A 15,183-nucleotide genomic window follows, 5' to 3' on the forward strand; every position below is an offset into this window, starting at 1 on the left:
CTTTCGGGCCGTGGTTGGGCCTGCACCAAGACAATGCCGTCACCGCGGGAGGCCCCATGAATAACCACACCATCCTTGAGATGCGTTCCATCACCAAGGAATTCCCGGGAGTCAAAGCCCTCTCCGACGTGTCCCTCGAAGTCCAGGCGGGCGAGATCCACGCCATCTGTGGGGAGAACGGCGCCGGCAAGTCCACGCTCATGAAGGTCCTCTCGGGGCTCTACCCGCACGGTGACTACACCGGCCAGATCTTTTTCCAGGGCAAGGAGGTCCAGTTCAAGGACATCCGGTCCAGCGAAGCGGCGGGCATCGTGATCATCCACCAGGAACTCGCGCTCATCCCGGAACTCTCGATCGCGGAGAACATCTTCCTGGGCAACGAGCCCACCCGCTTCGGCGTCATCGACTGGGACTACGTCAACCGCACCACGCTGGAACTGATGGCCCGCGTGGGCCTCACCGAGGACCCGGTCACGAAGGTCAAGGACATCGGCGTCGGGAAGCAGCAGCTCGTCGAGATCGCCAAGGCGCTCAACAAGTCCGTGAAGCTGCTGATCCTCGACGAGCCGACGGCGGCCCTCAACGAATCCGACTCCCAGCATCTGCTGGACCTCATGGCGGGTCTGCGCTCCAAGGGCATATCGTGCATCATGATCTCGCACAAGCTCAACGAGATCGAGCAGATCGCCGACTCGATCACCATCATCCGCGACGGCAAGTCGATCGAGACGCTCCACGTCAAAAACGACGGCGTCGACGAGGACCGCATCATCCGCGGCATGGTGGGCCGGTCGCTCGAATCCCGGTTCCCCGAGCACACGCCGTCGATCGGTGAGACGTTCTTCGAGGTCCGCAACTGGACGGTCGGCCACCCCAATGTGTCCGACCGCCTCGTCTGCAAGAACGCGAACTTCCATGTGCGCCGGGGCGAGATCGTCGGTTTCGCCGGGCTCATGGGGGCCGGGCGGACGGAGCTCGCGCGTTCCGTGTTCGGCCGGTCCTACGGCAACTTTAAGTCGGGGCAGATCCTCATCAACGGCAAGGAGGTCACGCTTCGCTCGGTGCCCCAGGCGATCAGTGCCGGCCTCGCCTACGTGACTGAGGACCGGAAGTCGCTCGGGCTGAACCTGCTCGATGACATCAAGACCACCACGGTGTCCGCCGACCTGAAGAAGATCACCCGCGGACTCGTCGTCGACAAGGACGAGGAGTTCCGCATCGCGGAGGACTACCGGATGTCGCTGCGCACCAAGACGCCGAGCGTCAACGAGGGCGTCGCGAAGCTCTCCGGCGGCAACCAGCAGAAGGTGGTCCTCGCCAAGTGGATGTTCACCGATCCCGAACTCCTGATCCTCGACGAGCCCACGCGCGGCATCGACGTGGGCGCGAAGTACGAGATCTACGGCATCATCCAGAAGCTCGCAGACCAGGGGAAGGGCGTCATCGTCATCTCCTCGGAACTGCCGGAACTGCTCGGCCTCTCGGATCGGATCTACACGATCTTCGAGGGCGCGATCACGGGAGAACTCACCCGCGACGACGCGAATCAGGAATCACTGATGAAACTCATGACCGCCAGCAGGAAATCTGCCTGACCGTAGCTCCCTAGGAAAGACACCATGAATTCCCTCAAACAAATCTTCGGCGGAGACACCCGCCAGTTCGGGATGATCTTCGCCCTGGTCGCGCTCGTCGTGTTCTTCCAGTGGCGCACGGGCGGCAAGACGCTCACATCCGTGAACATGATGAACCTCTTCAACGGCAACTCCTACATCCTGATCCTGGCCATCGGCATGGTGCTCGTGATCATCGCCGGCCACATCGACCTCTCGGTCGGTTCCGTCGCGGCGTTCGTCGGCATCGTCGTCGCGATCGCCATGCGGGACTGGGGCATCCCGTGGTACCTCGGAGCGCTGCTCGGACTCGCCCTGGGTGCGCTCATCGGGGCCTGGCACGGTTTCTGGGTGGCCTACGTGGGCATTCCGGCCTTCATCGTCACCCTGGCCGGCATGCTCCTGTTCCGCGGCGCCAACCAGTCCGTCGGCAACTCCCTCACCGTCCCGGTGCCCGAAGGGTTCCGCTACCTCGGCGCAGGCTACCTCCCCGAGGTCGGCCCCAACACCGGCTACAACAACATCACCCTGCTGATGGGCCTGGCCCTGGTGGCGTTCGTGATCTACAGCGAATTCCGCAACCGCCGGAAGCTCGCCAAGATCCACGCCGACCTGCCCCCCACCTGGGTCCCTCTCGTCAAGGTCGTCCTGCTCTCCGCCGTCATCCTCTACGCGACGTACCTGTTCGCGACGGGCCGTCCCGGCACCTCGTTCCCGGTTCCCGGGTTGATCCTCGGCGTCCTCGTCATCATCTACGCGTTCATCTCGAACAAGACGATCCTCGGCCGCCACGTCTACGCCGTCGGTGGCAACCGCCACGCGGCCGAGCTGTCCGGCGTGCAGAGCAAGCGCGTGAACTTCATGGTCATGATGAACATGTCCATCCTCGCCGCCCTCGCGGGCATGATCTTCGTCGGCCGCTCGACCGCGTCGGGCCCCTCCGACGGCGTCGGCTGGGAGCTCGATGCCATCGCGGCCGTCTTCATCGGTGGCGCCGCGGTCACCGGTGGCGTCGGCACAGTCGTCGGATCGATCATCGGCGGCCTCGTCATGGCCGTCCTCAACAACGGTCTCCAGCTGCTCGGCGCCGGCGCCGATGACACCCAGATCATCAAGGGAGTCGTCCTGCTCGTCGCCGTCGCCTTCGATGTCTACAACAAGAGCCAGGGCAAGCCGTCCATCATCGGCCTGCTCACCAGGAACTTCGGCGGAGGCAGCGGCGGCGGCAAGACGTCCGCCCCCACCCCGCAGCCCGCTCCCACCGAGCAGGCCGTCGGGACGAAGGAAGTCATCTCCCACGAAGTCTGACCGCCGGGACACCCCGACTCAGACGCTCCACCCACTCCCAGAGCAAGAGCTACAGAAAGAGAACGAGAATGCGTAAGTTCGCAAAGTCCTTCGCAGCCATCGCTGCGATATCAGCGCTGGCGTTGACAGGATGCGGTCGCGAGGAGACAACCCCTGCAACCGAGGGCGGCGACGCTGCCACCTCCGGTTTCGAGGCAGGATCCGCCATCGGCGTCGCACTCCCGCAGAAGACCTCGGAGAACTGGGTACTCGCCGAGACCCTCTTCAACGACGGCCTGACCGAGGCCGGCTACGAGCCGGATGTGCAGTTCGCCAACGGCGGCGTCTCCGAGCAGCAGAACCAGATCAGCTCGATGATCACCAACGGCGTGAAGGTCCTCGTCGTCGGAGCCATCGACAGCGCACAGCTCGGCACCCAGCTGCAGCAGGCCGCCGACGCCGGCATCACGATCATCGCCTACGACCGCCTCCTGACCAACACGGAGAACGTCGACTACTACGTCGCCTACGACAACTTCCAGGTCGGCGAGCTCCAGGGCCAGGCACTGCTCGACGGACTGAAGGCCGCCAAGCCCGAGGGCCCGTACAACGTCGAGCTGTTCGCCGGATCGCCCGACGACGCCAACGCGAAGGTCTTCTTCGACGGCGCCATGAGCATCCTCCAGCCCGAGATCGACAACGGCAACCTCGTCGTCGTCTCCGGGCAGGAGACCTTCGACCAGGCTGTCACCCAGGGCTGGAAGGCCGAGAACGCCCAGAAGCGCATGGACACCCTGCTCTCCGGCAACTACAGCTCCACCGAGCTCGACGGCGTCCTCTCCCCCAACGACACGCTCGCCCGTGCGATCCTGACCTCCGTCGAGGGTGCCGGCAAGACCATCCCGGTCGTCACCGGCCAGGACTCCGAGGTCGAGTCGGTGAAGCTCATCATGGAGGGCAAGCAGTACTCCACGATCAACAAGGACACGCGTGCCCTCGTGGAGCACGTCATCGAGATGGTCGGCAACCTCCAGGCCGGCGAGGAGCCCGAGATCAACGATCCCGACTCCTACGACAACGGGACCAAGACCGTCCCCGCCTACCTCCTCGAGCCGCAGATCGTGACCAAGGAGAACGCAGCCGAAGCGTACAAGAACGACCCCACGCTGTCCGCCCTCACCAAGTAGCACCAGTCCGGACTTCTCCGGCAGCAGCACCGACAAGCGCCCCGGCTCCGGCCGGGGCGCTTCTTCGTGCAGCCGCAGGGGTGAGGGCAAAGCTCGTACACGCGATGGACGCGGAGCCGCCCAGCGGCAAGGATGGGTTCATGAACCCCCAGAACCGCATCGCCGTTCCCCCCTGTGCCGAAGCAGGAGCTCCCAGTCCGATCGTCGCCACAGGCCGTCCGCTGAAGTGGGGAGTCATCGCCACCGGTGGCATCGCCGCAAAGGTCACGCAGGACATCGCGCTGCTCGAGGACGCCGTCCTCCACGCGGTCAGTTCACGTAGCGCGGAAAGTGCCGCCGCCTTCGCCGAGCGCTTCGGGTTCGCCACGAGCTACGGGAACAACGACGGCGTAACGGGTTACCAGCAACTCGTGGACGATCCCGAGGTCGACGTCGTCTACATCACCACGCCGCACGCCCAGCACTACGACGTGGCGAAGGCCGCACTGGCCGCCGGCAAGCACGTGCTGTGCGAGAAGCCGTTCACCATCAACGCCGCCGAGGCGGAGGAACTGGCGGGACTGGCGGCCGAGCGCGGGCTGTTCCTCATGGAAGCGGTGTGGACGCGCTTCCTGCCGAGCATCAACCGTGCATGGGAGATCATCCACTCCGGCGAGCTGGGAGACATCCGGTGGGTGCAGGGCGACCTCGGATTCCCTGCGCCGGAGGATCCCGCCAGCCGCCTCTGGGACCCGAAGGCCGGTGGCGGGGCCTTGATGGACCTCACCGTCTACCCGCTCACCTGGGCACTCGGATCCCTCGGCTTCCCGGACTCCGTCGTCGCCGTCGGAACGCTGAACAGCGACGGCGTGGACGTGCAGAACGCAGTCACCCTGAGCTACGGGAACGGCGCGTACGCCCAGCTGTCGTCGTCGCTCATCGCCTCATGCCCGGGCCAGGCCACTGTCAGCGGTTCGAAGGGCTGGCTGAAGACCGGAGGCGGCAACCTCCACAATCCGAAGGAATTGACCATCAGGATCGGCCAGGGCGACGCGCGGGTGGAGCAGTTCGAGCAGGTCGGTGCGGGGTACACGTACGAATTGCGCGAGGTCACGCGCTGCATCCAGCAGGGACTGACAGAGAGCCCCACCATGCCCATCGCGGACACCGTGAGGACCATGCGGCTGCTCGACGGCGTGCGGGGGCAGATCGGCCTGCGCTACGCGAACGACGACGCCGCCGCCTGACCGCTTCCCCTCCACCTCCCACGCTCCTCCCCCGTCAGGTCCGGTTTCATCCCGTGCTGAAGGACGGGTTCCCCGCGGTTTCTACCGCAGGAGACCCGTCCTTCTCCGTCTCCGGGAGGCTACCGGGCTAGGCGACTGCCTTCGGCCGGCGAGCGACCTGCAGGCCAGCCGCTCCAGCGAGAACCAGGAGTACACCGGACAGCAGGAGCTCCTGCTGATCGGAACCGGTGGAGGCGAGAGCCTTCGGCGTCGACGACCCGGAGGCAGCAGCAACCGCTGCGGGAGCGGCCACCTGCGCCGTCGCGATAGCGAGCGAGACGGTGCCGGCGCTGATGTCGGTGCTGGCACCGGTGCTCACGCCTGGGTTGCCGGCCGGGTTGATACCGGCGGGGTTGCCGATGGGCGTGCCCGCCGAGTCGCCCTTGTCCGAGCCACCGGTGTTGGATCCATCGGTGACCGCCCCGCTGTCACTGTCTGACGCCGGCGCCTCAAGACCGGGCGTGGTCGGCGTCGCAGGCGTCGCAGGATCGGTCGGCGTCGCAGGCGTCGCAGGATCGGTCGGCGTCGCAGGCGTCGCAGGATCGGTCGGCGTCGCAGGAGTTGTCGCGCCTGAGGCACAGTCAGTGCTGGTGCCGCCGATCAGGGCGACTCCGTTGCAGCCGGCATTCACCGGAACCACGACCTCGGGCGTGACCACGTTCCCGTCCAGGATGCCGCTGTCCAGCGAGCCACCCTCAATGGAACCTTCGGTGTCGCCATCGGTCGAACCACCCGTGCTGCCACCGGAGGTTTCCCCGGCTGCACCCGTAGTGCAATCCGACGCACTGTCACCGATCAGGGCAACGGTGTTGCAGCCGACATTCACCGGAACCACGACCTCGGGCGAGACCACGTTCCCGTCCAGGATGCCGCCGTCGAGGACGCCGCCGTCAGTGGAACCTTCAGTGTCGCCGTCGGTCGAACCACCCGTGCTGCCACCGGTCGTTCCGCCGGCCGCACCCGTCGTGCAATCCGACCCGCTGTCACCGATCAGGGTCACGGTGTTGCAGCCGACGTTCACCGGAACCACGGCCTCGGGCGAGACCACGTTCCCATTCAGGATGCCGCCGTCCAGCAAGCCACCCTCAGTGGAACCTTCAGTGTCGCCGTCGGTCGAACCACCCGTGCTGCCACCGGTCGTTCCGCCGGCCGCACCCGTCGTGCAATCCGACGCACTGTCACCGATCAGGGCGACGGTGTTGCAGCCGACATTCACCGGAACCACGGCCTCGGGCGAGACCACATTCCCGTTGAGGATTCCACCGTCGAGGACGCCACCCTCGGCGGACCCATCAGTGGAGCCTGCGGTCGAACCACCCGTGCTGCCGCCGGAGGTTCCCCCAGCCGCACCCGAGCCGCCCGTCGAGGACGAATCCCCCACCACCGACACCGAGTTACCGGACACGTTCACCGGAACCACGACCTCGGGCGAGACCACGTTCCCGTTGAGGATGCCGCCGTCCAGCAAGCCACCGTCGGTGGAACCTCCGGTGCCGCCGTCGGTCGAACCACCTGTGCTGTCACCGGAGGTTCCCCCGGTCGTACCCGAATCACCCGTCGAGGACGAATCCCCCACCACCGACACCGAGTTACCGGACACGTTCACCGGAACCACGGCCTCGGGCGAGACCACGTTCCCGTTGAGGATGCCGCCGTCCAGCAAGCCGCCGTCGGTGGAACCTCCGGTGCCGCCGTCGGTCGAACCACCTGCGCTGCCACCGGAGGTTCCCCCGGTCGTACCCGAATCACCCGTCGAGGACGAACCCCCCACCACAGACACCGAGTTACCGGACACGTTCACCGGAACCACGACCTCGGGCGAGACCACATTCCCGTTAAGGACTCCGCCGTCGCTCGATGCCGGCGCGGTGCCGCTCGGATCAATGGCCGTCGTACCCGTAGTACCCGATGATCCGGTAGAGGACGAGTCCCCTATCACCGACACGGAGTTGCCCGTGACATTCACCGGTACGGCGATCTGCGGTGCGACCTGACCAGCATTCGCCACTCCGCCGTCCAGCAGTCCGAGGTTGGTGGAACCGCCCAGCAGCTCGTTGCCGGAATCACCTCCGATGCCGAGATCGAGCGAAGCGTCGACGGAGACAACGGTCTCCTCGATGATCGACCCGCTCGTCGTTCCGGACGGAAGGGGCGCGGTGATGACGGCACCGAGGCCTGAAGCAGCCTCTGCATCCGATGTCGTCGACAGGTCCGCAGCTGTCGCCGCTCCTGCTCCGAGGACCACGAAGCCCCCGGCTAGGAGGACCCCGTAGAGCCCTCGCTGCACGCATGTACGCATGATGTTCTCCTGTAGATCAAAGTGGGTTGGAGGTGCCCTAGGCACCATGAGCCGTCAGCCACGCACGATGGCGCGGCGGGGCAACCACTAATCAGGAGACGAGCCGGGATCGAACGCCGGGCCCGCGGGCAGGCCGGCCGACGCCCCACGCAGACGTGGGCCGACAAGCGCCAGGAAGACAAGGAGGGCCGCGCCGCTGATGGCGGCGAAGGGGCCCGCCGTCCCGGCACCCGTGATCGACGACAGGGCGCCGGCCCACGAGGACGGGGGCGCCGAAGGGAGTTCAGGAAGATCGTGCGCCATCCGGTCGATGCCTGCCAGAACAGCCGGCACGACGACGTCGACCGAGGCGCCGGCAGAGGCCACGGTCGCCTGCACCGCGAATCCAGGACCGGAGCTCCGCGTTGCAACGCCCTCGCCGGCGTCAGTCACTACCGCGCCGGAGGGCGCCGGGATCACGAGACCGGCAGGCGTTCCGTCGGCAGCAGTCGGGTCTCCAGCGGCCGCAGGAGAAGCCGCTGCGGGAGCCGAATCAGCGGGCGCACCGGCGCCCGGCACGGTGGGAAGGACGTCGGCCGTCGGCGACGGGAGGGGCGCGACCGGAACGGCTGCGTCGATCCCGGGGACGGGTACCACGACGCCGATCCCGGGGCCGGGTACCACGACGTCGACCACCGGATCGATGACATCCACGACAGGAGCGACCACCTCGAGCACCGGTTCGGTGACGCCACCGACCGTCCCGTCGACGGCATCGACGATCGGCGCGGTAACCTCGGTGACCGCCCCGGCGGGTATCACCGACTGCACGATGGGCACCCCGGCGACCACCTCGTCGACGAGGGATGTCACCGGGGCAAGGAGAGTCCCGGTCGGCTGGGAGGTGAGCTGAGGCACCTGAACCGCGAGGTCGGAAACCAGGGAGGCGGTGCCGGAAAGGCTGCTGGAAGTACCCGCCGCAGGTGACGTCTCGGCCGTCACCGCCTGAAGAGGGTCCGCAACGGCGGACACCGCCGACGGCACCGGAGAGCTGACGCTCTCGACAGCACCTGTCACCGAGCCGAGCAGCCCGGCATCGGAAGGGACTTCGGCGGCCGACGCTCCACTGGCGCCCAGAGCCATCCAGCCCAGCGCTCCGGCTCCTGAGAGGAGGGACAGGCGCACGGAAGTAGCGAGAGACCGACGCTTCCGCATCTTCATCGCACGTACCCCCCCAGGCTGAGACCTGAGGCAACCATAAACCGGCGTGGGGCGGAATGTAAATGGCATCACCTTAAATTCATCAGCCGGTGGCCCATAAGGGTCCACCGGCTGATGAAAGCGGGAAGCGCCTACTTGGCGAGGATCGCGAGGACCTCGGACAGCTTCGCCGACGGACGCATCACCTGGGTGACCTTGGTGACGTCGGGGTGGTAGTAACCGCCGATGTCGACGGGCGAACCCTGCACGGCCAGCAACTCGGACACGATGGTGTCCTCGTTCCCGGTCAGGGCCTCGGCGACATGGAAGAAGCTTTCGGCGAGCTCGACGTCCTGCTCCTGCTTGGCGAGCTCCTCCGCCCAGTAGCGGGCGAGGAAGTAGTGGCTGCCGCGGTTGTCGATCTCCCCGACGCGACGGCTGGGCGACTTGTTCTCGAGCAGGAACGTTCCCGTGGCGCGGTCGAGCGTGTCGGCGAGGATCTGCGCGCGGGCGTTCCCGGTCGACGTCGCCAGGTGTTCGAAGCTCACGGCGAGGGCGAGGAATTCACCCAGGCTGTCCCAGCGCAGGTGGTTCTCCTTCACGAGCTGCTGCACGTGCTTGGGAGCGGAGCCACCGGCACCCGTCTCGAAGAGTCCGCCACCGTTCATCAGCGGCACCACCGAGAGCATCTTGGCGCTGGTACCGAGTTCGAGGATGGGGAACAGGTCGGTCAGGTAGTCACGCAGCACGTTGCCGGTCACCGAGATGGTGTCGTCGCCCTCGCGGATGCGCTTCAGGGTGAAGGCCGTGGCGTCGACAGGCGTCATGATCTCGAGCGAGACGTCGTCGGTGCCGTGCTCGGCCAGGTACTCCTTGACCTTGGCGATCAGGTTCGCGTCGTGGGCCCGGCCCTCGTCGAGCCAGAAGACGGCCGGCGTCGCCGAGGCGCGGGCGCGGTTGACCGCGAGCTTCACCCAGTCGAGGATGGCGGCGTCCTTGGTCTGGCAGGCGCGCCAGATGTCACCGGGTGCGACGTCGTGCTCGATCAGCACGGTGCCATCGGCATCGACTACCTGCACCGTGCCGGCGGCGGAGATCTCGAAGGTCTTGTCGTGGCTGCCGTACTCCTCGGCCGCCTGCGCCATGAGTCCCACGTTGGGCACCGTGCCCATGGTCGTCGGGTCGAACGCGCCGTTGGCACGGCAGTCGTCGAGGACGACCTGGTAGATCCCGGCGTAGCTGCTGTCGGGGATGACGGCGAGCGTGTCGGCTTCCTTGCCGTCCGGGCCCCACATGTGGCCGGACGAGCGGATCATCGCGGGCATCGACGCGTCGACGATGACGTCGCTCGGAACGTGCAGGTTGGTGATGCCCTTGTCGGAGTCCACCATGGCGATCGCGGGGCCGTCCTCCATGCCCTTCGTGATGGCCTGCTGCACTCCCTCGCGGACGTCCTCGGGAAGCTTGTCGAGACCGCCGAGGATCGAGGCCAGCCCGTTGTTGGGGCTCAGGCCGGCGGCGGTCAGCTGCTCGCCGTACGTCTCGAAGAGCTCGGGGAGGAAGGCACGGACCACGTGTCCGAAGATGATGGGATCGGAGACCTTCATCATGGTGGCCTTCAGGTGGGCCGAGAAGAGCACGCCCTCCTCCTTGGCCCGGGCGACAGAAGCCTTCAGGAACTCGTTGAGCGCATCGGCGCGCATCACCGTTCCGTCGACGACCTCACCGGCGAGGACCGGGAACGAGTCCTTGAGGACGCTCACCGAACCGTCGGCGGCGACGTGCTGGATCGAGATGGTGCCGTCTGCGGGGATCACGACGGACTGCTCGTTGGAGCGGAAATCGTCGCTGCTCATGTGCGCGACGTTCGTCTTCGACTCCGGCGTCCAGGCACCCATGCTGTGCGGGTTCTGGCGCGCATAGTTCTTGACCGACGCGGGAGCACGGCGGTCCGAGTTGCCCTCGCGGAGGACGGGGTTGACGGCGCTGCCCTTGACCTTGTCGTAGCGGGCGCGGATGTCCTTCTCCTCGTCCGTGGACGGGTGGTCAGGATAATCCGGCAGGGCGTAGCCCTGGCCCTGGAGTTCGGCGATGGCCGCCTTGAGCTGCGGGATGGAGGCGCTGATGTTGGGCAGCTTGATGATGTTGGCTTCCGGCGTCTTCGCCAGGGCGCCGAGTTCGGCGAGCGCGTCCGCTTGTCGCTGGTCCTCGGTGAGGTGGTCGTTGAAGAGCGCGATGATGCGTCCCGACAGCGAGATGTCCCGGGTCTCCACCTCGACACCCGCCGTGGACGCGAACGCCTCGATGATCGGCAGGAACGAATAGGTAGCCAGCATCGGCGCTTCGTCGGTGTGGGTGTAGATGATCTTGGCCATGGGTTGGCGTCTCCCTGGTGCTCTGACGTTATGCGGTCGGTTGGGCGTTGCCCATCGGCTCTAACTTACCGAGGTCTCCGGGCTTCGCCTAACGGCGGGCAGGCAGGGAACGACGGCGTTGACGGGCGGGTTTTGCAGGACGCCGGCCGTACGGGCCGCCCGGCGTCCTGCGGGAATCATCAGTGGAAGAAGTGGCGGGCCCCGGTGAGGTACAGCGTCACGCCTGCCGCGTTCGCGGCGTCGATCACTTCCTGGTCGCGCACCGAACCGCCCGGCTGGACGACGGCGCGGACACCGGCGTCGACCAGGATCTGGAGTCCGTCGGCGAAGGGGAAGAAGGCATCCGACGCCGCGACGGAGCCCCGCGCGCGCTCGGAGTCGGCGAGGGTGTTGGCCCGCTCGACGGCGAGGCGGCAGGAGTCGACGCGGTTCACCTGGCCCATGCCGACGCCCACGGACGCACCGTCGCGGGCCAGCAGGATGGCGTTGGACTTCGCAGCGCGGCACGCCTTCCAGGCGAAGCTGAGGTCGGCGAGCATGGCGTCGTCGGCCGCATCTCCCGCCGCCAGCGTCCAGCCGGCGGGGTCGTCGCCGTCGGCATCGAGCCTGTCGGCGACCTGCATGAGCACACCCCCGGACACCTGGCGGAATTCCACGGGGTTCCGCCCGTAGCCCTCGGGCAGGGTCAGCAGGCGGATGTTCTTCTTCTGCGAGAGGATCTCGACCGCCTCGGCCGAGAACGACGGCGCGATCACGACCTCTGTGAAGATGTCCTTCACCGTCGAGGCCATGCCGGCGGTGACCTCCCGGTTCGCGGCGATGACGCCGCCGAACGCTGACACGGGGTCGCAGGCGTGGGCCTTGGCGTGGGCGTCCGCGATGGGATCCTCCGCCTCCGCGGAACCGATGGCGACGCCGCAGGGGTTGGCGTGCTTGATGATCGCGACGGCGGGCTCGTCGAAGTCGAAGGCTGCGCGGAGGGCAGCGTCGGCGTCGACGAAGTTGTTGTAGCTCATCATTTTGCCGTGGAGCTGGTCCGCCTGGGCGATGCCCGGCGTCGCGCCCTTCTCCACGTACAGCGCGGCCTGCTGGTGGGGGTTCTCGCCGTAGCGCAGCACCTCGGAGCGCTCGAGTGCCAGGCCCGCGTAGCCGGGCCAGGCGAAGGCGTCGTCGTCCGTCTCGAACTGCTCGGCCGTCCAGGACGCCACCGCGGTGTCGTAGGCGGCGGTGTGCGCGAAGGCGAGCGCAGCCAGCCGGCGTCGTGCCTTCAGGTCGAACCCGCCTTCCGCGGCAGCCGTGACCACGTCGGGGTACGCGGCGGGATCGACGACGACGGCGACCGACGGGTGGTTCTTGGCCGCGGACCGGACCATCGCGGGGCCGCCGATGTCGATCTGCTCGACGACGGCGTCGGGCTCCGCGCCCGACCGCACGGTCTCGACGAAGGGGTAGAGGTTCACGACCACGAGGTCGAAGGCCTCGATCTCGAGTTCGGCGAGCTGGTCGATGTGCTCCTGGCGGCGGCGGTCGGCGAGGATTCCCGCGTGGACCTTGGGGTGAAGGGTCTTCACGCGGCCGTCGAGGGTCTCGGAGAACCCTGTCACCTCGGAGACCTCGGTCACCGGCACGCCCGCGGCGGCGATCCGCTGCGCGGTCGAACCCGTCGAGACGATGGAGACGCCCACACGGTGCAGGCCCTGCGCCAGCTCCTCCAGGCCGGTCTTGTCGAACACCGAGATGAGTGCTCGACGGATGGGGACACGGTCAAGGTGGGTGAGGCTCACGCAGATCTCCGTCAGTTCGCTTCGCTGGGGGTCGCCCCAAGTCTATAGGTGCGGGGTTTGTCGCCGAAGAGATGACGAACGAGCGGACCTGGGACAGGGGCGCGCTGGCGGTACAGTTCTCGCAGTACCCGGCCCCTCTCCGAAGGCATCATGAGCATCAATACCCAGCTCCCCACCGGCGACCAGGTGGTTCAGGACCTCCCCTGGCGATGGAAGGTCCAGGGGAGGATCTTCCTCATCGGCGGCCTCGGCTTCATGTTCGACGCCTGGGACGTCACCCTCAACGCCTACCTGATCCCGCTGCTGATCGGCGACTGGGGGCTGTCCCCCGGACAGGCGGGGTGGATCGCGACGTCGAACCTGATCGGCATGGCCGTGGGCGCCTTCGCCTGGGGGTCCGTCGCGGACATCATCGGGCGCAAGACGGCGTTCACCCTCACCCTGCTCGTCTTCTCGGTCTTCACGGTGCTCGGGGCGTTCTCGCCCGACATCGTCTGGTTCTGCGTCTTCCGCTTCCTCGCCGGTTTCGGCCTCGGCGGATGCATCCCCGTGGACTACGCGCTCGTGGGCGAGTTCACGCCGCGCCGGCAGCGTGGCCGGGTCCTCACGGCGATGGACGCCTGGTGGCCGGTGGGCGCCTTCCTGTGCGGGGCGGTCACGACGGCGATCGTCGCGCAGTTCGGCGACTGGCGGTACGCGATGCTCGTGATGGTGCTTCCCGCACTCCTCGTGTTCTGGGTGCGGCGCGGGGTCCCCGAGTCGCCGCTCTACCTCGTCCAGCGCGGCCGGCGGGAGGAGGCCCGGGCCGTCATCGACGACCTCGTGGCCAGGACCGGCGGCAAGCAGCGCGCCTGGCGGCTGCCGGATCCGGAGGAGACACCACGGCTGTCGCTCGGCAGCATCTCGGGACAGCTCACCGGGCTGTGGCGCTACAACTGGCGCATCACCCTGACCGCCTGGACCCTGTTCCTGACCATCCTCCTCGTGTACTACGGGGCGCTCACCTGGATGCCCCGCATCCTCATCGCCTCCGGCTACGCGCAGTCGGTCGCGTTCATCACCACGACGTTCATGACCGGCGTCGGCTTCCTCGGCGTGATCGCCGCGGCGCTCCTCGTGGAGCGCGTGGGCCGCAAGTGGCTCCTGGCCATCACGGGTCCGGGGTCCGCGGCGATCCTCGTCGTCTTCGCGCTCACGCTCGACCTGCCGGCCGTCGCGACGGCCTGGCTGCTGGGCTTCGGCTTCGTGGTGCAGGTGGCCATCCCCGTCCTGTACACCTACGTCTCGGAGCTGTACCCGACGGAACTGCGGGGCAGCGGCTTCGGCTGGGCGTCGACCATCTCGCGGATCGGCGCGGGCCTCGTGCCGCTGATCTTCGGCACCCTCCTGTGGCCTGCCCTCGGGCTCCCACTCACCTTCGCCCTGACCGGTGCGCTCGTGGTCCTCGCCGTCGTCTTCATGGCCTTCAACGCGCCGGAGACACGGAGCGCCAAGCTGCGCTGATCCGTACGACGGAAGCCGACCCGTACGACGAAGGAGGTGCCACCGCGGTGGCACCTCTTTCGTCATTCGGCCGGGATCGGGCCGGGCATCAGGCCTCGGGCAGTTCCGCGTCCGGGGTCTCCTCGAGCGCAGTGATCTTCCAGCCCCCGTCGGCGTAACGGATCGTGGCGCTGTAGATGGTGCCCTTCGGGGAGAAGGGCCGCTGCTCGCTGATGGAACCGTCCTTGGAGAACTCGGTGTACGCATCGGGATTGACCGGGATCAGGGCGGTGACGTCGACACCCTCGGCCACCTCCTCGGTGGTGAGGTGGACGTTCTCCACCTTCGGCTGGCCGCCGAGCACCCAGCCGCCGTCGTCGTACACGGCCTGCAGCCGTTCCGCTTCGGCCTGCTCGCTCGCGGCCCCGTCGAGGACCTCGAGCATCGCGGGCGCATCCCCGGTCTGGAGGACGTAGGCCTTCAGGTCGAAGTAGTAGTAGAGGAACGCGCGGGCCCCTTCAGGGCTGACCTCGCCGACGAGGTCGTTGCTCGGGGGCCGCTTGATGTTGACGGCGGCCGACGACGAGCTCGCGGGCGAGGGCGCAGCGGGCGAGGGCGCAGCTGCCGGGGATTCGGAAGTGCCGGCACAGGCGGTGAGCGCCAGCAGGGCGAGAGCGGCGGTGGCCGCGATGCGGAGAGAGTTCATGAGGGT

The 15,183-nt window shown here is 67.4% G+C and carries 10 protein-coding genes; 5 read left to right on the forward strand and 5 right to left on the reverse strand.

Going from position 1 to position 15,183, the window contains the following annotated elements; genetic code table 11:
• Positions 1-56: 56 nt before the first annotated feature.
• The 4 genes from mmsA (at position 57) to ACX80H_RS11635 (ending at position 5,313) form a co-directional block, all read left to right on the forward strand.
• Entirely contained in the window at positions 57-1,595 is a 1,539-nt protein-coding gene (gene mmsA / locus ACX80H_RS11620; RefSeq protein ID WP_459313514.1) for a multiple monosaccharide ABC transporter ATP-binding protein, read from the forward strand.
• Between the two features lie 24 nt (positions 1,596-1,619).
• Positions 1,620-2,921, forward strand: a complete 1,302-nt coding sequence (gene mmsB / locus ACX80H_RS11625) for a multiple monosaccharide ABC transporter permease (RefSeq protein ID WP_459313515.1) — start codon at positions 1,620-1,622, stop codon at positions 2,919-2,921.
• A gap of 68 nt (positions 2,922-2,989) precedes the next feature.
• Positions 2,990-4,087, forward strand: coding sequence for a substrate-binding domain-containing protein (locus tag ACX80H_RS11630; RefSeq protein ID WP_459313516.1), 1,098 nt, complete (start codon positions 2,990-2,992; stop codon positions 4,085-4,087).
• Positions 4,088-4,227: 140 nt separating this feature from the next.
• Positions 4,228-5,313 (forward strand): Gfo/Idh/MocA family protein, encoded by a 1,086-nt coding sequence (locus tag ACX80H_RS11635; RefSeq protein WP_459313517.1) that lies wholly within the window; start codon positions 4,228-4,230, stop codon positions 5,311-5,313.
• A gap of 127 nt (positions 5,314-5,440) precedes the next feature.
• Here the strand turns inward: ACX80H_RS11635 and ACX80H_RS11640 are convergent, their stop codons facing one another.
• From ACX80H_RS11640 to purH, 4 genes are all read right to left on the reverse strand, one after another.
• Positions 5,441-7,651: a hypothetical protein gene (locus ACX80H_RS11640; protein ID WP_459313518.1), complete on the reverse strand. Its 2,211-nt coding sequence runs from the start codon at positions 7,649-7,651 to the stop codon at positions 5,441-5,443.
• Between the two features lie 87 nt (positions 7,652-7,738).
• On the reverse strand, positions 7,739-8,815 hold the full coding sequence (locus ACX80H_RS11645; protein WP_459313519.1) for a hypothetical protein: 1,077 nt from the start codon (positions 8,813-8,815) through the stop codon (positions 7,739-7,741).
• 167 nt (positions 8,816-8,982) lie between these two features.
• Positions 8,983-11,205: an NADP-dependent isocitrate dehydrogenase gene (locus tag ACX80H_RS11650; protein ID WP_459313520.1), complete on the reverse strand. Its 2,223-nt coding sequence runs from the start codon at positions 11,203-11,205 to the stop codon at positions 8,983-8,985.
• A gap of 179 nt (positions 11,206-11,384) precedes the next feature.
• Positions 11,385-12,989 carry a bifunctional phosphoribosylaminoimidazolecarboxamide formyltransferase/IMP cyclohydrolase gene (purH, locus tag ACX80H_RS11655; RefSeq protein ID WP_459313521.1) on the reverse strand — a complete coding sequence of 535 codons (1,605 nt, stop codon included), beginning with the start codon at positions 12,987-12,989 and terminating at the stop codon, positions 11,385-11,387.
• Positions 12,990-13,139: 150 nt separating this feature from the next.
• Between purH and ACX80H_RS11660 the strand changes: the two genes are divergently transcribed.
• Entirely contained in the window at positions 13,140-14,492 is a 1,353-nt protein-coding gene (locus tag ACX80H_RS11660; RefSeq protein ID WP_459313522.1) for an MFS transporter, read from the forward strand.
• 88 nt (positions 14,493-14,580) lie between these two features.
• Here ACX80H_RS11660 and ACX80H_RS11665 read toward each other — a convergent pair whose 3' ends face one another.
• Complete coding sequence (locus tag ACX80H_RS11665; RefSeq protein WP_459313523.1) at positions 14,581-15,177, reverse strand: DUF6318 family protein; 597 nt, start codon at positions 15,175-15,177, stop codon at positions 14,581-14,583.
• Positions 15,178-15,183: the final 6 nt, after the last annotated feature.

The organism is Arthrobacter pasteuri (assembly GCF_054510955.1).

Excerpts from the sequence above, each read along its gene's own strand:
- mmsA (WP_459313514.1), top strand. The coding sequence starts at position 57 with ATGAATAACCACACCATCCTTGAGATGCGTTCCATCACCAAGGAATTC.
- mmsB (WP_459313515.1), top strand. The coding sequence starts at position 1,620 with ATGAATTCCCTCAAACAAATCTTCGGCGGAGACACCCGCCAGTTCGGG.
- ACX80H_RS11630 (WP_459313516.1), top strand. The coding sequence starts at position 2,990 with ATGCGTAAGTTCGCAAAGTCCTTCGCAGCCATCGCTGCGATATCAGCG.
- ACX80H_RS11635 (WP_459313517.1), top strand. The coding sequence starts at position 4,228 with ATGAACCCCCAGAACCGCATCGCCGTTCCCCCCTGTGCCGAAGCAGGA.
- ACX80H_RS11640 (WP_459313518.1), bottom strand. The coding sequence starts at position 7,651 with ATGCGTACATGCGTGCAGCGAGGGCTCTACGGGGTCCTCCTAGCCGGG.
- ACX80H_RS11650 (WP_459313520.1), bottom strand. The coding sequence starts at position 11,205 with ATGGCCAAGATCATCTACACCCACACCGACGAAGCGCCGATGCTGGCT.
- ACX80H_RS11660 (WP_459313522.1), top strand. The coding sequence starts at position 13,140 with ATGAGCATCAATACCCAGCTCCCCACCGGCGACCAGGTGGTTCAGGAC.
- ACX80H_RS11665 (WP_459313523.1), bottom strand. The coding sequence starts at position 15,177 with ATGAACTCTCTCCGCATCGCGGCCACCGCCGCTCTCGCCCTGCTGGCG.